Raw genomic sequence first — 21,742 nt, 5'->3', positions numbered from 1 at the left:
GAGCCTGAAATGTCCCGAATCCGAATCCTGAAGTCCGTGCTCGCGCTGTCGGGCGCCGCCGCCGCCCTGACCGCCGCGCAGGCGCAGACCACGGACGCCGGCGAGACCCCAGCCCCTGCCGATGCCAGCCAGGAAGTGATCGTCACCGGCTTCCGCGAAAGCCTCAGCAGCGCACTCAACGTCAAGCGCCGCGAGACCGCCGCGGTCGACGCGATCAAGGCCGAGGACATCGCCGAATTCCCCGACCTCAATCTCGCCGAATCGCTCCAGCGCATCCCCGGCGTCGCGATCAGCCGCGTCAACGGCGAGGGCCGCAGCATCTCGATCCGCGGCCTCGGTCCCGAATATAGCCGCGTGCGCATCAACGGGATGGAGGCGATCGGCACCACCGGGGGCACCGACAATTCGGGCGGCGTCAACCGGGGACGCGGCTTCGACTTCAACATCTTCTCGTCGGACCTGTTCAACAGCCTGACGGTCCGCAAGACCGCCACCGCCGATGTCGAGGAAGGCTCACTCGGCGGCACCATCGATCTCCAGATCGCGCGTCCATTCGACTATCGCGAGCCGACCGCGGTGTTCTCCGCCTCGGTCAGCTACAACGACCTCGCGCAGAAGGCGAAACCACGCTTCTCGGGCCTGCTCACCACCACCAGCCCCGACGGCAAGTTCGGCGCGCTCGTCTCGATCGCGTACGAGGAGCGCCGTCTGGTCGAGGAAGGCGCCAACATCACGCGCTGGACCTATGGCGGGTTCAACGGCGGCTTCCACCCCTCGTCGACCATCGCCGGGAAGACGATCGCCCAGATCAACGATACCAACCCCGAGACCGCGCTGTTCCACCCGCGCATCCCCGGCCTGGTCAGCTACGACATCGAGCAGAAGCGCCTTGGCGCCGCGATCGCCCTGCAATACCGGCCGAGCGACGCCACCTTGATCTCGATCGACGGCCTCTATTCGCGCCTCGACGGCACGCGCAAGGAAGCCCAGTTCCAGGCGATCGGCTTCAGCCGCGGCGGCGCCGGCAAGCCCCAGACGATCATCCGCTCGGGCATCGTCGACGAAAACAACAACAACATCATCAGCGGCACGTTCGACGCGGTCGATCTGCGCGTGCAGGCGCGCTACGACGAGCTCAAGACCGATTTCTACCAGCTCACCGGCACGCTCGAGCAGAAGCTCGGCGACAGCCTGCGGTTCGAGGGAATCGTGGGCTATTCGCGCTCCGAATTCCGCAATCCGGTGCAGACCACGGTGACGCTCGACGCCGCCAACACCAACGGCTTCTTCTACGATTTCTCGACTCGCTTCCCGACGATCAAGCCGGGCGTCGACATCACCAACCCCGCGACCTTCGCCTTCAACAACGGCACGTCGGAGGTCCGCATCCGCCCGCAGACGGTCGACAACAGCTTCACCAGCGCCAAGGGATTCCTCGAATGGACCGCAAGCCCCGTGCTCAAGCTCAAGGTCGGGGCCGACTGGCGGCGCTTCGAATATGATTCGACCGAGCGCCGCCGCCTGTCGGGCGAGACGGTGGTGACCACGCTCACTCCCGCGCAGATCGCCCCGCTGACCACCCAATTCACCGGCTTCGGCCGCGGCCTCGATCTGCCCTCGGGCACCCCTACCGGCTGGGTGGTGCCCAACCTCGACGCCTTCCTCGCCTTCCTCAACGCGCCGACCAACCCGACCTATGCCACCGGCGGGGTCGAGAACGCCACCGCGCGCGGCTCGTTCGTCACGGTGCGCGAGGACGATCTCGGCGTATGGGGCATGGCCGAATTCAACCTCGCCGAAGCGGGCTTCCCGCTGCGCGGCGACGTCGGCGTGCGCTATGTCAAGACCGACCAGGTCTCGACCGGCTATGCCAGCCAGGGCGGCACGGTGAACCTCGTCACCGCCGACCGCAGCTACGACCGCTGGCTGCCTTCGGCCAACCTCGTGTTCGACGTCACCGACACGCTGCTCGTCCGCTTCGCTGCGGCCAAGACGATCGCGCGCGCCGGGATCGGCTCGCTCACCCCGGGCGGCAACCTCAACGTCTCGGGCGGCAACCGCACCTTCAGCTCGGGCAACCCCGACCTGCTGCCGACCGAATCGACCAACCTCGACGCGTCGATCGAATGGTATCCGACACGCGGCGCGATCTATGCGGTCTCGCTGTTCCAGAAGGATATCGGCAGCTTCGTCCAGACGCTCAGCACCAACGTGCCCTATTCGAGCCTGGGCCTGCCCGACTCGCTGCTCAACGGCACCCCTGCCACGCCGGCGGACATCTTCATCGTCAGCCAGCCGGTCAACTCAAAGGGCGGCCTGCTGCGCGGGTTCGAGGTCAATGTGCAGCAGCCCTTCACTTTCCTGCCAGGCTTCCTCAAGAATTTCGGCGTGCTGGCGAACTACACCTATGTCGATTCCGACATCGAGTACCGCCTCTCGGCGACCGGCCCCGAGACGGTGAAGGCGACGCTGCTCGGCCTGTCCAAGCATGCCGCCAACGCGACGCTCTATTATGAGACCGAGAAATTCTCAATCCGCGGTTCAATCGCCTATCGCTCGAGCTATCTGGTCGCGGTGCCGGGGACCGAGGGCAACGCCTATAACGGCACCAATGCGACGACCAACATCGACGCGCAGATCTCGTACAACCTCACAGACAAGATCAAGCTGAGCCTCGAGGGCATCAACCTGACCGACGAGCTCAACGACCAGTTCGTGGACGAGACCAACCGGCTCAACGTGCTGACGCACAGCGGCCGTCAGTTCGTGCTGAGTGCCCGCGTGGCGTTCTGACCCCGCCCTCGAACGGACGATGACGTCGACCAAGCAAGCGTATCGGACTGGGTACGCGAGCGTTCGCGCGTGCCGGTGACGACGACGGTGTCGTCATCCCCGCCGCTGGCGGCATCGATGCTGGCGGGCTGGGTCTGCCCATGGCGGGCGCGCAAGCGAAGGCGAGCGGGACGAGCGCGCTTGTGGCGGTGAACTTCATACTGTCCCCCGATGTTCCGGTGTCAGGACGCGCCGGCTTCGGGGGTGCGGCTAGTTGGCGCACTCTTCACTTTGATCGCAGGATGGCGACAGTTCGGAGATAGCGCGAGTGCATCGCTGCGCACGCGCCCGGCCAGTCGTTCCCGTCACCGGGCGAATGCACGCAATCAGGAACTGGCGGAGAGGGTGGGATTCGAACCCACGTTACGGTTCCCCGTAAACCGCATTTCGAGTGCGGCGCGATCGACCACTCTGCCACCTCTCCGCGAGGGGATCCGGGCACGTCATATGCCGGTCCGGCCAGTCGAGCGGGCGCCTCTAGACCAAAGGTCGCGGGGTGACAAGCACCCTTCCCGCACTTCTTGTGTGCCGCGCGTTCGACACTAGATTGAACGCATGACTCGCGCTCACGACCTTCTCGATCTCTCCACCGCCGGGGTTCCGGTGCCACCGGTCGCGCACGCGCGCTTCAACGTCGGCGACGTGGTGCGGCACCGATTGTTCGACTTTCGCGGCGTGATCTTCGACGTCGATCCCGTCTTCGCCAACACCGATGAATGGTATGAGGCGATCCCGGAGGACGTGCGCCCGCGCAAGGACCAGCCCTTCTACCATCTGCTCGCCGAGAACGCCGAATCGAGCTACGTCGCCTATGTCAGCCAGCAGAACCTGGTGAGCGACGACAGCGACGAGCCGGTCAACCACCCGGCGATCGGCGGCCTGTTCGAGCGCTACAGCGGCGGTCGCTACCAGCTGAAGCGCGAACACCGGCATTAAGCTGGCTTGAGAACGCTGTCGTTCTACGGCACCGGCCGCCCATCGAGATACACGGCGTGGATCGCCGGGTGGGGGAGCGGGCCGGCGCCGCGAGAAGCCCGGCACAAAAGGTTGACTTGAGCGCCCGATTCGCATAACCGCGCCGTTCCTCCCGCCGGGTATGTCCTGCGCGGGCACATGCATTTGGAATTGAGAAGAGGCCCATGTTCGCAATCGTGCGCACGGGCGGCAAGCAGTATCGCGTTGCCGCAGGAGACAAGATCGTCGTCGAGAAGCTCGACGGTGAAGCCGGCTCGACGATCACGCTCGGCGATGTCCTGCTCGCCGGCGAGGGTTCGGAGCTGAAGCCCACCGACGACCTCACCGTCTCGGCCGAGATCGTCGCGCAGGCGAAGGGCGAGAAGGTCATCGTCTTCAAGAAGCGCCGCCGGCACAATTATCGCCGCAAGAACGGCCATCGCCAGAACCACACGATCCTGAAGATCACCGCGATCGGTGCGCAGGAGAAGAAGAAGGCCGCGACCAAGGCCAAGAAGACCGAGGCCGAAGGCGAGACCGCCGCGGCTGCGGAAGCGTAAGAGGAGCACCTAACCATGGCACACAAGAAGGCAGGCGGCTCTTCGCGTAACGGCCGCGATTCGGAAGCAAAGCGCCTCGGCGTGAAGAAGTTCGGCGGCCAGCTGGCCATTGCCGGCAACATCCTCGTGCGCCAGCGCGGCACGAAGTTCTATCCGGGCGTCAATGTCGGCATCGGCAAGGACCACACGCTGTTCGCGCTTACCGACGGTCGCGTGCGATTCCACGACGGCAAGCTCGGCCGCAAATTCTGCTCGATCGAGATGATTGCCGAAGCAGCCGAGTAACATTGGGCAACCATCCGGGTTGCCCGCCAGGGCGACCCGGGTCTCCGCTTCAGGAGACCGCAAAAGGGAGACGGGTCGCCCCGGTCTCCCTTTTTCTTTTGCTCCCTCCCACCGAAATCGTCGCTGTCCCGTCATCAAACCGGGTCAGGGGCGAACTGCGAGGAGAGTGCAGATGTTCGCGAGAACACAACGACTGATGCTGCGGCCCGGCTGGATCGAGGACGCGCCCGAGCTCGCCCGTGCGATCGGCCATCGCGAGGTGGTCCGCAACCTCGGCCGCGCCCCCTGGCCCTACACGCTCGGCGATGCCGAGGACTTCCTCGGCACGGAACGCACCGCGAGCGACACGAGCTTCCTGATCTGCGTGCTGGAGGACGGCACCAGCCGCATCATCGGCGGGGTCGGCTTCGGCCCCTATGACGATGAGCCGTACGAGATGGGCTATTGGATCACGCCCGATGCCTGGGGCCGCGGCTATGCGACCGAGGCCGGCGCGGCGGTGGTCCGCATCGCTCGCGCACTGCGTGTGCCACGGCTCGCCGCCGGCCATTATATCGACAACCCCGCCTCGGGCCGAGTGCTGCGCAAGCTCGGCTTCCGCCCGACGGGCCGCATCGTCTCGCGCTTCTCGCGTGGGCGCGGCGGCGAGGTGCAGTGCGTCGAATATGAGCAGCGGCTGTCCGACGAGGGCCGCAGCGACGACCCATGCGATCGAATGGCGGCCTGACCCGGTCCGGCTCAGGCCGCCGGGACCGAAGGCGCGCTGCGCGGATGCGCGGCGCGCCATTCGGCCGGTCGCTGAAAGCTTCCCCGCCAGATGCCGCGTCGGGCTCTCCGCGCGGCTTCCTGTTCGGCGAGGTGAAGGCCTTCCCGCTCGCCGTCCCCACTGACCGCCCAGCCCTGCGCGACCAGCGTAGCGGCGATATCCTCGACACCGTTGACCGAGCAGGTCGATACCGCGCGGCCGAAATTGTCGGTCGCATGAGTCTCGCATACCAGGCTGCCTTTGCCGACCAGTGCTTGCAGCGCTTTGCGTGCCTCCGTGCCGCACTTCCATGGCTTGCCCTCGGGCGTGGTGCAGGGCTGGTGGAACTCGACCGCGTCGATTCCCTGCAGCCGCACGGTACGCTCGCCGATCTGCAGGCTGTCGCCGTCGATCACATGGACGCGAACACCATCCGCAGCGAGCCGTTCGGGCGGCTCGCGCAGCTCGGCGAATACCATCAACAGCAGGAACAACAGCGCCAGCACGGCCAGTTGCCGCAGCCAGCGCCCCGGCCTCATGCCGGAACTTCCTCCCGCGCATAGGCGGCCGAGAGCTGGCGATAGGCGCGCGAGCCGAACGCCACGATCGTGACTAGGACACCGATTAGCCCCGCGATCGTGAACACCAGCGCCATGCCGCGCTCGGGCCCGCGTCCATACCAGTCGCCGATCGCGTCCGCCCCTGCTCCGTCGGTCATGAATGGAATGAACACGAATTGCGCGAGCGGCGCGATCAGGAAGGCGGTGAGCGGCGACGCCGCCTGCTCGACCGACTGGGCAAAGCCGAACACCCGGCCCTGCCGCTCGAACGGCACCACCTTCTGCAACGTGGTCTGCTCCGCCGCCTCGGCATAGGGGCCAAGGAACAGCCAGATGAAACAGCCCGCGGCGAGCAGCAGGATCGACGACTGGATGGTGAACACTGCGGCCACTGCCCATACGATGAGGTTGACCAGCAGCAGCGTCCGCAGCGGGTTCCTGCCCAGCCCCGTGCGCGAGATCAGGAAGCCGCTCAGGATGAAGGCACAGGAGACGAACGCCCACAGCAGCCCCCATGCCTCGACCTTCATCAGCGACAAGCCATAGGCGTCCATCAGCGCCATGAACACGCCGCCGAGCAGGTTGTTGAACGCCGCGAAAAAGATCAGCGCGAACAGCCCGGGCACCGCGCCGACCACGCGGATCGTGCCGGCCAGATCGACTCGCTTGGGCTCGTCATGCGCGCCCTCAGCGCGCGGCTCGTCGACATGCACGAAGACGAGGTGAAGCATCGCCAGTGCCGACAGCGCGATCGCGAAGCCGAGCGTCGCGACCATCCCGCCCCACGCGACCAGGAAGCCGCTGATCGCCGAGGTGGTGAGGAACCCGATCCCGGTCACCATCCCGACCAGGCCATTGGCCTTGTCGCGCCGGTCCTCGGGCACGAGCAACGTCACCAGCGTCGGCAGCGCGATGTTGCGCAGATTGCCCGCGATCACGCCGAGCATCACCGTGGACAGGAACAGCCACAGTGGCGCGGCGGCGATCTTCGCCATGCTCCCTTCCGGCGCGAGGAAATAGCCCGCCAGCGATAGCGCATAGAGCAGCAGCGATGCCGCGCTGGACGCCATCATCACGCGCTTCTTGCGGTGGTGATCGACCAGGCTGCCGAACCAGATCGCCAGCGCGGCGGTCAGCACCAGATAGAGGCCCGCGATCATGCCCGTCGCGAACACCGACCTGGTCTCGAGGAACACCCAGAAGGTCACCGCGAACCACACGGTGAAGTTGGTGATGCTCGCGATCAGGTTGTTGACGAGAAGATGGTGAAAGTTGCTCATGCGGTCCTCGGCCCGGCACGATGGCGGCTTCCGGGCGCCAGTGCCACCCCCAAGGACGGAGCCGGAGCCGGACGCCCGCCACCGTCACGCAACACGGCGGGCGCCCGGCTCCTTTCGTTCAGGGCATCGCCCTACGGGGTGCTGGTCGTGGTCGTCGTCGTGACCGCAGCCTCGCGCCGCACCGGGGTGGGCGCGTCTTCCCACCCGCCGCCCAGTGCCTTGAACAGCGCGACCTGCGCTTCGGCCAGCGCCGCGTTCGACTGGGCGAGCGAAGCCCGCGCCGCCGCGCGCTCGCGCTCGGCATCGATGCGCTGGAGCAGGCTGTCGCGCCCCGCGTCGAAGCGCAGGATCGCGATCCGCGCGGCATTGGTCGCCGCGGTGTCGGCGCGCCGCAGCGAGACGTTACGCTCGATCTCGCCCGAATAGCGCGCCAGCGCTTGCTCGACCTCGCGCAGCGCGGTCAGCACCGCGCCGTCGAACGCCGCGAGCGAGCCCTCGGCGCCGGCCTCGGCCTGGCGGATCTGCGAGCGCGCCGCGGTGATGTTGGGGAAGCTCCAGCTGAGCAGCGGCCCGAGCGAGAAGTTGAACGACGAGCTCTTGCCCAGATCCTCGATGCTCTGTGCGCCGAGCGACACCGAACCGAGCAGCTGGATCGACGGATAGAGCGAAGCGGTCGCCACGCCGACCCGCGCGGTGTCGCCCGCCAGCCGCCGCTCGGCCTCGCGCACGTCGGGTCGCCGCGCAAGCAGCGCCTGGCCGTCGCCGACCGGGATCAGCGCCGAGACGCCCGGCGGCGTCACGCACTGGCTCGCCTGCGCATCGAGCTCGGCCGGCGGCCTGCCGGTCAGCGTCGCCAGCGCATAGAGCGCCGCACGCCGCTCGGCCTCGAAAGCAGGAACTTGCGCCCGAGCATTCTCGGCGAGCACGCGCGCCTGGTCGATGTCGCGTGCCGTACCACGGCCGGCATCGACCAGCCGTTGCGTCAGTTCGAGCGTGCGCGTCTGCAACCGCACCGTCTCGCGCGCGACCTCCGCCTGCGCCGCAAAGCCGCAGGCGCTGGCATAGGTCCGCGCCGTCTCCGCCGCGATCGCCACGCGTGCGCCGTCGAGCGCGGCCTGCGCCGCCTCCGTATCGCGGCGCGCCGCCTCGATCGAGCGGCTCACCCGCCCGAACAGATCGATCTCGTATGCGGTATCGAACCCGACCCGGAAAAAGTCGCTCTCGACCCCGTCCACCCCTGGCGGGAGCGCGCCCTGTGCGCTCTCCGCGCCGGTGCGCTGGCGGGTGTAGCTCGCGCTCACATCAGTTGTCGGCAGCCGCTGTCCGCGCGCTTCCGACAGAATCGCGCGCGCGCGCTTGAGGTTGGCCGAGGCCTGGCGGATGTCGGTGTTGTGAGTCAGCGCCTCGACCACCAGCCGGTCGAGCGTCGGATCGTTGAACAGCCGCCACCATTCGCCTTCGACCTCGCCCGGCGACACCTTGGTGGTGCCGGGATCGACGAAGGCGCCCGCCGTGGTCGGCGGCGTCTCGGGACGCGCGTAGTTCGGCCCGACCGCGCAACCCGCCAGCAGCGAGCCCGCCAGCAACGTGATGATCAGGCGCTTCATTCTGCAGGCTCCAGAGCGGGGGCGTGGGGCGGCTCTTTCGGCTTGCCGCGCAGCTTGTTGACCTGGTTGCGCGTCCAGTCGCCGAACTGGCGGCTGATCACGTAGAAGGCCGGGGTGAAGAGCAAGCCGAAGATCGTCACGCCGATCATGCCGAAGAATACCGCGACGCCCAGCGCCTGGCGAAGCTCGGCCGCGGCCCCGCTCGCGATCACCAGCGGCAGCACGCCCAGGATGAACGCGATCGAGGTCATGATGATCGGGCGCATACGCTGGTGCGCGGCGTGCTCGGCCGCGGTGCGCATGTCCATGCCCTGCTCCTCGTTCTGGCGCGCGAACTCGACGATCAGGATCGCGTTCTTCGCCGCCAGACCGATCAGCACGACCAGGCCGATCTGCGTCAGGATGTTGTTGTCCATCCCCATCAGGTTCACGCCCAGGATCGCGGCGAGCAGGCACATCGGCACGATCAGGATCACCGCCAGCGGCAGCACCACGCTCTCATAGAGCGCGGCGAGCAGCAGGAAGACGAACACCACCGCCAGCCCGAAGGCGATCACGCCGGTATTGCCCGCCTGGCGTTGCTCGAACGCGATCTCGGTCCATTCGAAACCCATGCCCTGCGGCAACGTCTGCGCCGCCAGCGCCTCCATCGAATCGAGCGCCTGGCCGGTCGAGTAGCCGGGCTTGGTGTCGCCCATCAGCTCGGCGGCCGGATAGAGGTTGTAGCGCACGACGCGATACGGACCACTGTCGTTCCTGAGCGTCATCACCGAGCTCATCGGCACCATCTCGCCCGCCGCAGAGCGCGTCTTCAGGACCTGGATGTCGGATGCGTCGTCGCGATAGGGCGCGTCGGCCTGCGCCGTCACGCGATAGGTGCGGCCGAGATAGTTGAAGTCGTTGACATAGGCCGAGCCGAGATACGAGCCGAGCGTCGAGAAGATGTTCTGCACGGGCACGCCCATGCGCTCGGCGCGCTCGCGGTCGACGTCCGCGGTGAGGCGCGGGGTGCCGGTGTTGAACTGCGTGAAGGCTCCCGCGACGGGTTGCTGCTGGTTGGCGCCCATCATCATCGCGAACGAGGCCTGCGCCAGCGCATTATAGCCCTGCCCGCTACGGTCCTGGACCATCATCTTGAAGCCGCCGCCGGTGCCGATGCCGGGCACGGGCGGCGGCGCGATCACGAAGACGTTGCCGCCCTCGATCCCGGCCAGCGCCCCGTACAGCGCCCCCATGATCTGGTCCGCGCTCTGGTCGCGCTCGGCGTGCGGCTTGAAGCCGAAGAACACGACGCCGGCATTGGGCGCGGTCGAGAAGCTCGCGCCGTCGAGACCGGCGAAGCCCACCGAGAACTGCATGCCCGGCAACTTGTTGGCGCGCGCGATCGTCTCGCGGACCACCGCGTCGGTGCGCTGGAGCGAGGAACCCGGCGGCAGCGACACGACGCCGATCAGATAGCCCTGATCCTGTGGCGGGATGAAGCCGCTCGGCGTCGAGGTGAAGCGCCAGCCCGCGACCAGGATCAGCGCGACATAGACCACGCCGACGATCGCCAGCATCCGCACCAGCCGCGAGGTGAGCTTGCCGTATTTCTCCGACAGCCAGGAAAAGCCCTCGTTGAACTTGCGCCCGGCGCGCGCCGGCAGGCCGAGCAGGCCCGCAGGCGCGGGCTTGTCGTGCTCGGGCTTCTTGAGCACCAGCGCGCACAGCGCCGGCGACAGCGTCAGCGAGACGAACGCCGAGATGACCGTCGCCGAGGCGATGGTGATCGCGAACTGCTGGTAGAAGGCGCCCGAGATGCCGGGGATGAACATGGTCGGGATGAACACGCCGACCAGCACCGCCGAGATCGCGATGATCGCGCCGGACACCTCGTCCATCGTCTCATGCGCAGCCTCGCGCGGGGATATCCCCTTCTCCTCCATCAATCGCTCGACATTCTCGACCACGACGATCGCGTCGTCGACGACGATGCCGATGGCGAGGACGAGCCCGAACAGGGACAAGGTGTTGAGCGAATAGCCGAAGGCCAGGAGTACCGCGAAGGCGCCGACCAGCGAGACCGGGATCGCGATGATCGGGATGATCGCCGCGCGCCAGCTCTGCAGGAACACGATCACCACCAGCACCACCAGCACCAGCGCCTCGATCAGCGTGTGCTCGACCGCGGTGATCGACTCCTCGACATATTCGGTCGGGTTGTAGTCGATCGAATAGCGCATCCCCGGCGGGAAGTCCTTCGACAGCGTCTCGAGCTCGTGCTTCACCGCCTCGGCGGTCGCCAGCGCGTTGGAGCCGGGCAGCTGGAAGATGCCCATGCCGACCGCGCGCTTGTCGTTGAGATAGCCGTTGAAGTTATAGTCCTGCGCGCCGAGTTCGATCCGCGCGACGTCGCGCAGGTGCGTCAGCCGCCCTTCCGCGTCACGCTTCACGACGATCCCGCCGAACTCCTCGGTCGAGGTCAGGCGGCCCTTGGCCTGGACGCCCAGCTCGAACGAGGGGCTGGCCTTGCCATAAGGCGGCTGGCCGACCGAACCCGCGGCGACCTGAACGTTCTGCGCGCGGATCGCGTTGACCACCTCGTCGACGGTCATGTCGCGCGCGGCGGCGAGGCCCGGGTCGATCCAGATGCGCATATTGTAGTCGCGCCCGCCGAACGCCTGCGCCTGGCCCACGCCCGGGATACGCGCGATGCGGTCCTGGACCTGCAGCGTCACATAGTTCGAGATGTACTGCACATCGAGGCTGTTGTCGGGCGAGGTGAAGAACGCGACCATCAGGAAGTCGGGCGAGCTCTTGTTCACCGTGATGCCGAGACGGCGCACGTCCTCCGGCAGCCGCGGTTCGGCCTGCTGGACGCGGTTCTGCACCAGCACCTGCGCCTGGTCGACATCGGTGCCCTGCCTGAAGCTGACGGTGATCTGCGTCTGGCCGTTACCGGTCGACGACGAGGTCATGTAAATCATGTTCTCGACGCCGTTGATCGCCTGCTCGATCGGCGCGGCGACCGTCTCCGCCAGCGTTTCCGCGCTCGCGCCCGGATAGGTGGCGGTCACCACCACCGTGGGCGGCGCGATGCTCGGATATTGCGCGATCGGCAGCGACGGATAGGCGATGGCGCCGACGATCACGATCAGGATCGAGAGCACCGCCGCGAAGATCGGCCGCTCGATGAAGAAATGGGGGAATTTCATCGTTGCGGTCCCTTAGCGGACGGTGGCTTGGCCGGACTCCGGCTCGGCGGTCGGGGCGGTCGGCGCTGCCTGTTTGGTGGCGTCAGGCTTGATCACGCCCTTCTTGGGCTTGACCTGCGCGCCCGGCTGGAGCTGGCCGTGCCCGGTGATGATCACCATGTCGGTCGGCGCCAGCCCGTCGCGGACGATGCGCAGCCCCTCGACCTTGGCGCCGATCTCGACCGGACGCGGGGTCGCCTTGTTGTCCTTGCTCAGGACATAGACGAGCCGGCGGGTCTGATCGGTGACGATCGCCTCGTCGGGGATCAGCATCGCGCGATAGGTACCCGAGCCGAGCAGGCGCGCGCGGCCGAACATGCCCGGCGTCAGGAAGCGCGTCGGGTTCGGGACCAGCGCATAGGCGCGGATCGTGCCCGAATTGGGATCGACCGCGCTGTCGAGGAACTGCATGCGGCCGTTCCAGCGATACTCGCTCTCGTCGGCGAGCTGGATCTGCACCGGGTTGGCGGTGTTGCGCGAGGAGCCACGCTCGCCGCGCTGATCCTGGCGCAGATTCTTGAGGTAGAAGCTCTCGGCGCCCTCGAACTCGAAGCGGATCGGGTCGATCGAGACGATGCGGGTCAGGATGGTCTGGCCGTCGGTAACCGAGTCGCCGAGGCTCACCTTGCGGTCCGACATGCGGCCGCTGAACGGCGCGCGCACCGTGGTGAAGCCGAGGTTGAGCTGCGCGGCGTTGGCCGAAGCGCGGCCAGCCGCGAGGTCGGCGGCGGCGCTGCGCTCGGCGGCGATGTTGGTCTCGAGCTCTTCCTTGCTCACCGCCTGCGCGGCGGCGAGCGCACGGCTGCGCGCGGTCACCTGGCGGGCGTTGGTCAGCGCAGCCTGGGCGCGCGCGATCTGCGCCTGCGCCTGGGCGAGCTGCGCCTGATAGGGGCGCGGGTCGATCGTGAAGAGCGGCTGGCCCTGACGCACGTCCTGGCCGTCGCGGAAATGGATCGCGGTGATGACACCGTTGACGCGCGCACGGATCTCGACGTCCTGCGGGGCGACGAAGCGGCCGGTATAATCGTCCCAGTCGACGACCTCACGCTGGAGCGGCGTGGCGACGGTGACTTCGGGCGGCGGCGGCGCTTGCGGCGGCTGACCGCCTCCGCATGCCGAAAGCAGAACCAGTCCCAGGATGGCGATTGCAGACCGCATTTTCTTCTTACCCCTTTGCTGCGTCGCGGCAATTGGGGGGACGTAGCAGGGGTTTCAACCCCGCAACGAATAATTTCTGAATTTTTCCGTTCAGTAATTCGGGTATGGAGTCAGGCTGCTGCCACGACGGTGGGCATAATAGCCGCTTCATACTCGCTTTCAACGCGTTGAATCAGCGCGCGGTCGTCGTGATTCCACGGGTGGAAACCGGGCAGGAAATAAGTGAGCCAAGCCGGGATCATGCGCGTCACGATGCCGGGCGAGACCAGCAGATATTTTGCGAGGGCCGCCTTCGCGCGCCACCCGGCGACCCCGTCCTGCGCCATCAGGTCGAGCGTGCCCTCGATCCGATGCTTCCAGAAGGTGCCGCTGATCAGCAGCATCGTCAGCGCCTTGATCTTCCACCGCCGCCACCGGCCCATGCCGCGCGTCGCGTGCAGCCAGGTGTCGTAGGCGACGCCCTTGTGCTCGATCTCCTCGAGCGCGTGCCAGCGCCACAGCTCGCGGCTCTCGGCATCGGCGCCGGCGAGATGCCTGGGATTGCGCAGCAACTCGGCAGCGAGGATCGCGGTATAATGTTCCAGCGCCATGGTGGCGGCGAGCTGGACGATCGGCGGGCGCGCCTTGGCGATCGCCATCACCTCGTCGACCCGCGCCTCGAGCCGGCTGATGTCATAGCCATGGTCGAGCACGCGCTTGTTGAACGCGACATGCTCGCGGCTGTGCACCACTTCCTGGATGGTGAACGCCTTGATCTCGCGCGCGAGCTTCTCGTCCACCCCGGCCCGGAACGCCTTGACCGCCTCGATGAAGAAGGCCTCGCCCTTGGGAAAGGTCACCGACAGCGCGTTGTAGAACGCCGTCCCCGCCGCATCGCCGTTCAGCCACAGCCGCGCCTGGTGCTGCCCGCGCCCGAAGCGCCGGTCGCGCGGGTTGATCGTGAGATCAGCGGGAGTCTTTGCGTTCGCCACGGTTTTCCTCCAAGGACTGGCAACCGCAACTACGCCTTACTTACACTGATGTCAATAGTACGCATGCCCGAACGCAAACGGTTGAGCCCGGAAGAGTCGCGCGACGCCGCGCTCGAGGCGGCGCGCGCGATCCTGATCGAGGCGGGCCCGCAGGCGGTGACGCTCAAGGCCGTCGCCGCGCGCATCGGCCGCACCCATGCCAATCTGCTCCACCATTTCGGTTCCGCGGCCGGCCTTCAGCGCGCGCTCGCGCGCAGCCTGGCGGAGAATGTCTGCAACCAGATCGCCGGGCTGATCCAGGAGGCGCATGCCAATGAGGAAGCGCGCGGCGAAGCGAAGCCCCGCGAAGTGGTCGATCTCGCCTTCGACGCGTTCGACAAGAGCGGCGCGGGCGCGCTGGCGAGCTGGATGATCCTCTCCGGCAATGAAGACGCGCTCGACCCGATCCTCGACGTGATCCACCAGCTCGTCGACCAGATCGCCGCGGTCGAGGGCGAGGAAAGCAGCGTCGCGCTGCGGGAAGATACGCTCAGCCTCGTCCTGATGGCGATGGGGGACGCATTGCTCGGCGAGCCGCTCGCCAAATCGCTCGACCTTCCGCGCGGCGCGGCGCGCGAGATCGCGCTGCGTCAGCTCACAGCCTCGCCGCGCTTCCAGAAGATGTGGGGCTGAACCATGTTGCTTGCTGTTGCTTTCGCCGCCCAGGCGGCCGCGTCCGTCGCCGCGCCCTGCCAGCCCGGCGCCTATTCGGGTCCGGACGGTCGCTTCCTCGTCATCATGGAACGTCCCGATACCGCGCAGACCGGCGCGTGGCGCTGGTGGGCCGATGACGGCCGCTTCGGCCTGACCAACGACGGCAGCGTCGTCTGCCGCGGCGACACGCTCGATGTGAAAACAGTGATCTTCAAGAGAATCCCGGTCCGTCTCACCCCGACAAAGTTCAAGAGCGGCGACTTGACGCTGAACGGCATGCTGATCGAGCCGCCCGCCACGGCCGGCGCCAAGCCGCCTTTGGTCGTCACCGTCCACGGCTCGGAGCGCACCCCAGCGGTCAAATATGCGCAATATCCGTGGATCCTCGCCGCGCAGGGCATTTCCGCCTTCGTCTACGACAAGCGCGGCACCGGGGAATCGCAGGGCAGCTACAACCAGAATTTCCACGCCCTCGGCGCCGATGCCGCCGCGGCGTCGAAGGAGGCCAAGCGCCTCGCCGCCGGCCGCTATTCGCGCTTCGGTCTGCTCGGCGGCAGCCAGGGGGGCTGGGTCGCCCCGCGCGCCGCCAACGATGCCGGTGCGCAGTTCGTCGCGGTCGGTTTCGGCCTGCTCATCGACCCGCTCGAGGAGGACGCCTCGCAGGTCCGCGCCGAGCTCACCGAGGCCGGCTACGGTGCGGACGTCCTGAAGCAGGCCCGCGAGATCACCGACGCTACCGGCAACCTCATGGCCGAGCATTTCCTCAAGGGCTATGAGCAGCTCGCCGCGGTCAAGGCGCGCTACGGCAAGGCGCCGTGGTTCGCGAAGATCAAGGGCGAGTTCACCGGCGACATCCTGGCGCTCGACGAGGCGAGCTTGCGCCGCGAGGGCCGTGCCAAGTTCGACAATCTCGACCTCGACTGGCGCTACGACGCAATGGGCTGGATGCGCAAGGTCAAGGCGCCCCAACTCTGGGTGATCGCCGCGCAGGACCGCGAGGCTCCGCCCCAGACCACCATCGACCGCCTCCAGGCGCTGCGCCGCGAAGGCCACGCCATCGCCATCGTGCGCTTCCCCGCGACCGACCACGGCATGGTCGAGTTCACGCAGGGTCCGGACGGCACCCGCACCACCACTCGTGTCACCGACGGCTATTTCCGTGTGCTCGGCGACTGGATCAAGGGCCGCACCACCCCGCCCTATGGCCGCGGCGAATTCCTCACTAAGTAGACTTCCATGCATTTTCTCGATCAAGCCAAGATCTATGTCCGCTCCGGCTGGGGCGGCGGCGGCGCCGTGTCCTTCCGGCGCGAGAAGTTCGTCGAATATGGCGGTCCCGATGGCGGCAATGGCGGCAAGGGCGGCGACATCGTGTTCGAGGCGGTGGCCGGCCTCAATACCCTCATCGACTTCCGCTACACCCAGCATTTCCGCGCGCAGCGCGGCATGGGCGGCATGGGCACCAACAAGACCGGCGCGAGCGGCGAGGATCTCGTCATCAAGCTCCCGGTCGGAACGCAGATCCTCGCCGACGACGAGGAGCGCACTCTGCTCGCCGATCTCACGGAGGTGGGCCAGCGCATCGTCTTCCTGCGCGGCGGCGACGGCGGCCGCGGCAATGCCAGCTACAAGACCAGCACCAACCGCGCGCCCCGCCAGCACGGCACCGGCTGGCCCGGCGAGGAAGCCTGGGTGTGGTTGCGCCTCAAATTGCTCGCCGACGCGGGTCTCGTCGGCCTGCCCAATGCCGGCAAGTCGACCTTCATCAACGCCGTCACCAACGCCCAGGCCAAGGTCGGCGAGTACGCCTTCACCACCACACGTCCCCAACTGGGCGTGGTGCGCCACAAGAACCGCGAGTTCGTCATCGCCGACATCCCCGGCCTGATCGCGGGCGCGGCCGAGGGTGCCGGGATCGGCGACCGTTTCCTCGGCCATATCGAGCGCTGCAAGGTCCTGCTCCACCTCGTCGATGCCAACGACGAGGACGTCGCCACCAGCTACCGCATCGTCCGCGACGAGCTCGAGGCGTACGGCGCCGGACTCACCGACAAGCAGGTGGTGATTGCGCTCAACAAGATCGACACGCTCGACGATGAGCTGATCGCTGCGCTCTCCGCCGAGCTCGAGGATGCGAGCGGCGCCCCGGTCATCCCGATCAGCGGTGCGAGCGGCGTCGGTGTCGACTGGGCGCTCGACAAATTGCTCGAGGCGATCGGGCCGGAGCGCGGCCAGGTCGATGACGACGACGAGGGCGAGGAACCGGTGGAGTGGTCGCCGATCTAGGCCAGCGCCTCCCTTCCGATCCACCGTCCGGCAAGTTCGAAAAATCCTGTCGTTGCGCCACGCTCGTCGATTCGGGCCGGCCCGCCCCACTGTTTCGTCGAGATCGCCATGTCGCAAAGCTGCATCGCTTCGCGGTGGCGACCGACGAGGATCAGCGCCGCGACATGGTTGACGCTCGCCTTTCCCGGCGGAACGTCATCACGCGTGAATTCGATAAAGTCGTCGAGCGTCATGCCGGCAACCCGATCGAGCGATTCGTCCGCGAACCGGTTCGCCAGGGCGTCCATCTCACGGACGTCGCGGCCGTCGCTTTCGATCGATCCCACGAACATGGGACGTACCAGGCAATGAGGTCCGCGCGCGCGGAGCGAAAGCGGCGTATCGTCCAGCCCGTCATGCAGCATGATCCGACTGACCAGGTCGTCCAGAGCGAACGGCTTCACCGAAATCCCTAGTTCCGACCGCCTCGCATCGACCCAGATCGTCGGATGGAAAGCAACGAACCACGCGCCACGCCGTACAAATGCGGTCGGCTTGAGATAACCCCATTTCCGCAATTTGGAGGATGCCTTGAACGTCCGATCGAATTCGATCGCCATGGCTTTTCGCAGACGCTGCTCATCCCGGCCCGGTTTTTCCATCGTGTCCCGATCACCCAATTGATTGGCTACGCTGCTCGAGCGCGCTAGGCAGCCGCCGTGAAGATTTTCGAACCATCCACCTGCCCGCGTCTCGTCGTCAAGATCGGCTCGGCGCTGCTCGTCGATCCGGAGGGCGCGATCCGCCGCGGATGGCTCGAGGGGATCGCCGCCGACATCGCCGCGCGCGTGGCGGCGGGCCAGCAGGTCGCGGTGGTCTCCTCGGGCGCGATCGCGCTCGGCGCGCGACGCCTGAAGCTCGCCAAGGGCGGCCGCGCCAGCCTCGAGGATGCGCAGGCCGCCGCCGCCACCGGCCAGATCGCGCTGTCGCAAGTCTGGGCCGAAGTGCTCGGCGCCAACGGCCTCACCGCCGCGCAGATGCTGGTCACGCTCGACGATCTCGAGGATCGCCGCCGTTACCTCAACGCCGCCGCGACGCTCGGCCGGCTGCTGTCCTTAAGCGTCGTCCCGATCATCAACGAGAATGACAGCGTGGCTACTGCCGAGATCCGCTTCGGCGACAATGACCGGCTCGCCGCGCGCGTGGCGCAGGCGGCGGACGCGGCCGGGGTGGTGCTGCTCAGCGACATCGACGGCCTCTACGACCGCAACCCGGCCATCCCTGGCGCGGTCCACATCCCCGTGGTCGAACGGATCGACGGGCGGATCGAGGGCATGGCCGATCGCGGTTCGGCCTCGGGCATGGGCTCGGGCGGGATGGTCTCGAAGATCGAGGCGGCGCGCATCGCCGCCGCCGCGGGCGTCTCGCTCGCCATTGCCAGCGGCCGCATCGAGCGCCCGCTCTCGACCGATGCGCGCCATACCATCTTCCTGCCGGAGAAGCGGACACGGGCGCGCAAAGCGTGGCTCGCCGGCCGCCTCACCGCGAAGGGCAGCATCATCGTCGATGCCGGTGCGGCCAAGGCGCTGACCGAGGGCCGCAGCCTGCTCGCGATCGGCGCGACCGCGATCCGCGGCATGTTCTTCCGCGGTGACCTCGTCACGATCGAGGGACCCAACGGCCCGATCGCGCGCGGCCTTTCGGAGTATGACGCGCCCGATGCGCAGGCGATCCTCGGCACGCGCAGCGAGGAGCAAGGCGAGATTCTCGGCTATGCGCCCAGATCGACGCTGGTCCACCGCAACCATATGGCGCTGCTGTGACCACGCTCGCCCTCACCGGCGCCACCGGTTTCGTCGGCAAGGCGACGGTCGACCACGCGCTAGCCCGCGGCATCCATGTCCGCGCGCTCACCCGCCGCGAACAGCCGGCGCGCGAGGGCGTCACCTGGATCGCCGGCAGCCTTGATGAGGAGGAGGCGCTTGCGCGGCTCGCCAGCGGCGCCGATGCGGTGATCCACATCGCCGGGGTGGTCAACGCGCCGACGCCGGAAGGCTTCATCCGCGGCAATGTCGACGGCACGCGCCACATGGCGGCCGCCGCCGCGTCGATGGGCGTCGGGCGCTTCGTCCACGTCTCCTCGATGGCCGCGCGCGAGCCGCAGCTCTCGCAATATGGCCAGTCGAAGGAGCGCGCGGAGGAAGAGGTCCGCAACTCCGGCCTCGACTGGACGATGATCCGCCCCCCCGGCGTCTATGGCCCCGGCGACATGGAGATGCGCGACATCTTCCGCATGGCGAAGCTCGGCCTCGTCCTGCTCCCGCCCAACGGCCGCATCTCGCTGATCCACGTCGCCGACCTCGCCCGGCTGCTCGTCACGCTCGCGCTGACCGATCCGGGGCGGGAAGTCTATGAGTGCGACGACGGCGTCGACGGCGGCTACACGCACCATGAGTTCGCCCGGATGGTGGGGCAAGCAGTGGGCAAGCGCCCCCTTCCCCTCTCCATCCCGCGCACTCTGCTTCGCCTGGCGGGCCAGGCCGACCGCTTCTTCCGCGAGGCCAACGCCAAGCTCACCCCCGACCGTGCCGCTTATCTGAGCCACCCCGACTGGACCACCGACCCCAGCCGCCGTCCCCCACCCGCGCTCTGGGCCCCTCAGATCGCCACCCCGGATGGCCTCGCCCAGACCGCAGCATGGTATCGGGCTGAGGGGTTGCTCTAGTTCCCCTCTCCCTGCGGGAGAGGGAGGGGCCCGCGAGCGAAGCAAGTGGGAAGGTGAGGCTGAGGCCGATCGTCCCCCTCACCTTTCCGCCGCCTTCGGCGGCTCCTTCCCTCTCCCAGCGGGAGAGGGAATAACCTTGCAATGTTGGATTCCGCCTGCTCGGATCAACCGGCCGAACAGGCCGCTCCTTGACATCGTCAACCGCTTGACACTCGCGCGTGACAACATGTGTTTCGAGTCAACTTCCCCTCAGGGCCGAGTCAACTTCGCTCATTTCGAGTAGGCCAGTCCCGCCGCACCGCGACCCCGTTTCCGCCGCATTCGCTTGGCACGCCGCTCGCACAACATTAAGGACCGCGCATGAGCGACCGCAACCAAATCTTCGCCACCGTCTCCGGCCTGATCGAGCCCTTCAACAAGAAGGGCATCGAGCTCGCCGATTCCACCACCTTCGCCGGTGACCTGGAGTGGGACAGCCTCACGGTCATGGACTTCGTCGCCGCGATCGAGGACGAGTTCGACATCATCATTACGATGAACATGCAGGCCGAGATCGAGACCGTCGGCCAGCTCGTCGACGCCGTCCAGAAGCTCAAGGCCGCCTGACATGACCGAAGCCATTCAGACTGCCGACGCGCCGGACATTCCGCTCGGCGCGAAACCCGACCTGATGAGCAAGTTCGACGGCCTGATCGCCGAGCGCCAGGCGTTGCTCGACAGCGGCGTCACCGATCCTTTCGCGATCGTCATGGAACGGGTCAAGTCGCCGACCGAAGCGGTGATCAAGGGCAAGGACACGATCCTGCTCGGCACCTACAATTACATGGGCATGACCTTCGACCCGGACGTGATCCAGGCCGGCAAAGACGCGCTCGACCAGTTCGGCTCGGGTACCAACGGCAGCCGCATGCTCAACGGCACCTTCCGCGACCATATGGAAGTCGAGCAGGCGCTGCGCGACTTCTACGGCACGACCGGCGCGATCGTCTTCTCGACCGGCTATATGGCCAATCTCGGGATGATCTCGACGCTCGCCGGCAAGGGCGACTACATCATCCTCGACGCCGACAGCCACGCCTCGATCTACGACGGCTGCAAGCAGGGCTATGCCGAGATCGTCCGCTTCCGCCACAACAGCGTCGAGGATCTCGACAAGCGCCTCGGCCGCCTGCCCGCCGAGGCCGGCAAGCTGGTGGTGCTCGAGGGCGTCTATTCGATGCTCGGCGACGTCGCCCCGCTCAAGGAGATGGTCGCCGTCGCCAAGAAGCACGGCGCGATGGTCCTGTCGGACGAGGCGCACTCGATGGGCTTCTACGGCCCCAATGGCCGCGGCGTGTACGAGGACCAGGGCTGCGAGGGCGATGTCGACTTCATCGTCGGCACCTTCTCCAAGTCGGTCGGCACGGTCGGCGGCTTCTGCGTGTCGAACCATCCGAAGTTCGAGGCGATCCGCCTCGCCTGCCGCCCGTACATCTTCACCGCCAGCCTGCCGCCGAGCGTTGTCGCCACCGCTGCGACCTCGATCCGCAAGCTCCAGCACGCCCACAACAAGCGCCAGCATCTGTGGGAAAATGCCCGCGCGGTGCACGGCGGCCTCAAGGAAATGGGCTTCAGGCTCGGCACCGAGAGCGCCGAGAGCGCGATCATCGCTGTGATCCTCGACGATCAGGAACAGGCGGTGATGATGTGGCAGGCGCTGCTCGACAACGGCCTCTACGTCAACATGGCGCGCCCCCCCGCGACCCCCGCCGGCACCTTCCTGCTGCGCTGCTCGCTCTGCGCCGAGCACACGCCCGAGCAGGTCCGGCGCATCCTCGGCATGTTCAAGGCCGCGGGCCAGGCGGTCGGGGTGATCGGCTAGGGCTGGCCACGCC

19 protein-coding genes and 1 tRNA gene are annotated in these 21,742 nt (G+C 67.3%); 12 read left to right on the top strand and 8 right to left on the bottom strand.

Features of this window, described 5'->3' with window-relative positions; all coding sequences use genetic code 11:
* The first annotated feature begins 9 nt into the window (after positions 1-9).
* The gene (locus ACO227_RS11600) at positions 10-2,793 is read left to right on the top strand and encodes a TonB-dependent receptor (protein WP_423602001.1); all 2,784 of its coding nucleotides are present in this window, start codon (positions 10-12) and stop codon (positions 2,791-2,793) included.
* Positions 2,794-3,166: 373 nt separating this feature from the next.
* On the opposite strand, the gene ACO227_RS11595 is transcribed toward ACO227_RS11600, so the two are convergent.
* Positions 3,167-3,256 (bottom strand) — tRNA-Ser (locus ACO227_RS11595).
* A gap of 131 nt (positions 3,257-3,387) precedes the next feature.
* Here ACO227_RS11595 and hspQ point away from each other — a divergent pair.
* The 4 genes from hspQ (at position 3,388) to ACO227_RS11575 (ending at position 5,358) form a co-directional block, all read left to right on the top strand.
* Positions 3,388-3,768, top strand: coding sequence for a heat shock protein HspQ (gene hspQ, locus ACO227_RS11590; protein ID WP_423602000.1), 381 nt, complete (start codon positions 3,388-3,390; stop codon positions 3,766-3,768).
* Positions 3,769-3,971: 203 nt separating this feature from the next.
* Positions 3,972-4,346, top strand: a complete 375-nt coding sequence (gene rplU / locus ACO227_RS11585; RefSeq protein ID WP_423601999.1) for a 50S ribosomal protein L21 — start codon at positions 3,972-3,974, stop codon at positions 4,344-4,346.
* A 15-nt stretch (positions 4,347-4,361) separates the two neighbouring features.
* On the top strand, positions 4,362-4,631 hold the full coding sequence (gene rpmA / locus ACO227_RS11580; protein WP_343519952.1) for a 50S ribosomal protein L27: 270 nt from the start codon (positions 4,362-4,364) through the stop codon (positions 4,629-4,631).
* Positions 4,632-4,803: 172 nt separating this feature from the next.
* Entirely contained in the window at positions 4,804-5,358 is a 555-nt protein-coding gene (locus tag ACO227_RS11575; RefSeq protein ID WP_423601998.1) for a GNAT family N-acetyltransferase, read from the top strand.
* A gap of 11 nt (positions 5,359-5,369) precedes the next feature.
* Here ACO227_RS11575 and ACO227_RS11570 read toward each other — a convergent pair whose 3' ends face one another.
* The 6 genes from ACO227_RS11570 to ACO227_RS11545 form a co-directional block, all read right to left on the bottom strand.
* Positions 5,370-5,915, bottom strand: a complete 546-nt coding sequence (locus ACO227_RS11570; RefSeq protein ID WP_423601997.1) for a thermonuclease family protein — start codon at positions 5,913-5,915, stop codon at positions 5,370-5,372.
* A complete protein-coding gene (locus ACO227_RS11565; protein WP_423601996.1) occupies positions 5,912-7,216 on the bottom strand; it encodes an MFS transporter in 1,305 nt (434 codons plus the stop codon). Before ACO227_RS11565 ends, ACO227_RS11570 begins: the two co-directional genes overlap by 4 nt.
* Positions 7,217-7,347: 131 nt before the next feature.
* Positions 7,348-8,823 (bottom strand): efflux transporter outer membrane subunit, encoded by a 1,476-nt coding sequence (locus tag ACO227_RS11560; RefSeq protein ID WP_423601995.1) that lies wholly within the window; start codon positions 8,821-8,823, stop codon positions 7,348-7,350.
* Positions 8,820-12,017, bottom strand: a complete 3,198-nt coding sequence (locus ACO227_RS11555) for an efflux RND transporter permease subunit (protein ID WP_423601994.1) — start codon at positions 12,015-12,017, stop codon at positions 8,820-8,822. Before ACO227_RS11555 ends, ACO227_RS11560 begins: the two co-directional genes overlap by 4 nt.
* 12 nt (positions 12,018-12,029) lie before the next feature.
* Complete coding sequence (locus ACO227_RS11550) at positions 12,030-13,214, bottom strand: efflux RND transporter periplasmic adaptor subunit (RefSeq protein ID WP_423601993.1); 1,185 nt, start codon at positions 13,212-13,214, stop codon at positions 12,030-12,032.
* Between the two features lie 110 nt (positions 13,215-13,324).
* The gene (locus ACO227_RS11545) at positions 13,325-14,185 is read right to left on the bottom strand and encodes a metal-dependent hydrolase (protein WP_423601992.1); all 861 of its coding nucleotides are present in this window, start codon (positions 14,183-14,185) and stop codon (positions 13,325-13,327) included.
* 63 nt (positions 14,186-14,248) lie between these two features.
* Between ACO227_RS11545 and ACO227_RS11540 the strand changes: the two genes are divergently transcribed.
* From ACO227_RS11540 to obgE, 3 genes are read left to right on the top strand one after another with little or no spacing between them, the layout of a single operon-like run.
* Positions 14,249-14,857, top strand: a complete 609-nt coding sequence (locus tag ACO227_RS11540) for a TetR/AcrR family transcriptional regulator (protein WP_423601991.1) — start codon at positions 14,249-14,251, stop codon at positions 14,855-14,857.
* 3 nt (positions 14,858-14,860) lie between these two features.
* The gene (locus tag ACO227_RS11535) at positions 14,861-16,108 is read left to right on the top strand and encodes an alpha/beta hydrolase family protein (protein ID WP_423601990.1); all 1,248 of its coding nucleotides are present in this window, start codon (positions 14,861-14,863) and stop codon (positions 16,106-16,108) included.
* A gap of 6 nt (positions 16,109-16,114) precedes the next feature.
* Positions 16,115-17,164 (top strand): GTPase ObgE, encoded by a 1,050-nt coding sequence (gene obgE, locus ACO227_RS11530; RefSeq protein ID WP_423601989.1) that lies wholly within the window; start codon positions 16,115-16,117, stop codon positions 17,162-17,164.
* On the opposite strand, the gene ACO227_RS11525 is transcribed toward obgE, so the two are convergent.
* Positions 17,161-17,805, bottom strand: a complete 645-nt coding sequence (locus ACO227_RS11525; protein WP_423601988.1) for a hypothetical protein — start codon at positions 17,803-17,805, stop codon at positions 17,161-17,163. The two genes, obgE and ACO227_RS11525, sit on opposite strands and share 4 nt — an antisense overlap.
* A gap of 57 nt (positions 17,806-17,862) precedes the next feature.
* On the opposite strand from ACO227_RS11525, the gene proB reads away from it, so the two are divergent.
* The 4 genes from proB (at position 17,863) to spt (ending at position 21,729) form a co-directional block, all read left to right on the top strand.
* Positions 17,863-18,966, top strand: coding sequence for a glutamate 5-kinase (gene proB, locus ACO227_RS11520; RefSeq protein WP_423601987.1), 1,104 nt, complete (start codon positions 17,863-17,865; stop codon positions 18,964-18,966).
* Positions 18,963-19,868, top strand: a complete 906-nt coding sequence (locus ACO227_RS11515; RefSeq protein ID WP_423601986.1) for an NAD-dependent epimerase/dehydratase family protein — start codon at positions 18,963-18,965, stop codon at positions 19,866-19,868. The genes proB and ACO227_RS11515 overlap by 4 nt, the downstream gene beginning before the upstream one ends.
* A gap of 360 nt (positions 19,869-20,228) precedes the next feature.
* Positions 20,229-20,474 carry an acyl carrier protein gene (locus tag ACO227_RS11510; RefSeq protein WP_423601985.1) on the top strand — a complete coding sequence of 82 codons (246 nt, stop codon included), beginning with the start codon at positions 20,229-20,231 and terminating at the stop codon, positions 20,472-20,474.
* 1 nt (position 20,475) lies between these two features.
* The gene (spt, locus tag ACO227_RS11505) at positions 20,476-21,729 is read left to right on the top strand and encodes a serine palmitoyltransferase (protein ID WP_423601984.1); all 1,254 of its coding nucleotides are present in this window, start codon (positions 20,476-20,478) and stop codon (positions 21,727-21,729) included.
* Positions 21,730-21,742 lie beyond the last annotated feature (13 nt).

Source organism: Sphingomonas sp. MS122 (assembly GCF_049532975.1).
Taxonomy (GTDB): domain Bacteria; phylum Pseudomonadota; class Alphaproteobacteria; order Sphingomonadales; family Sphingomonadaceae; genus Sphingomonas.
The sequence above is the reverse complement of the archived record's forward strand: the minus strand, read 5'-3'. Positions and strand labels throughout refer to the sequence as shown.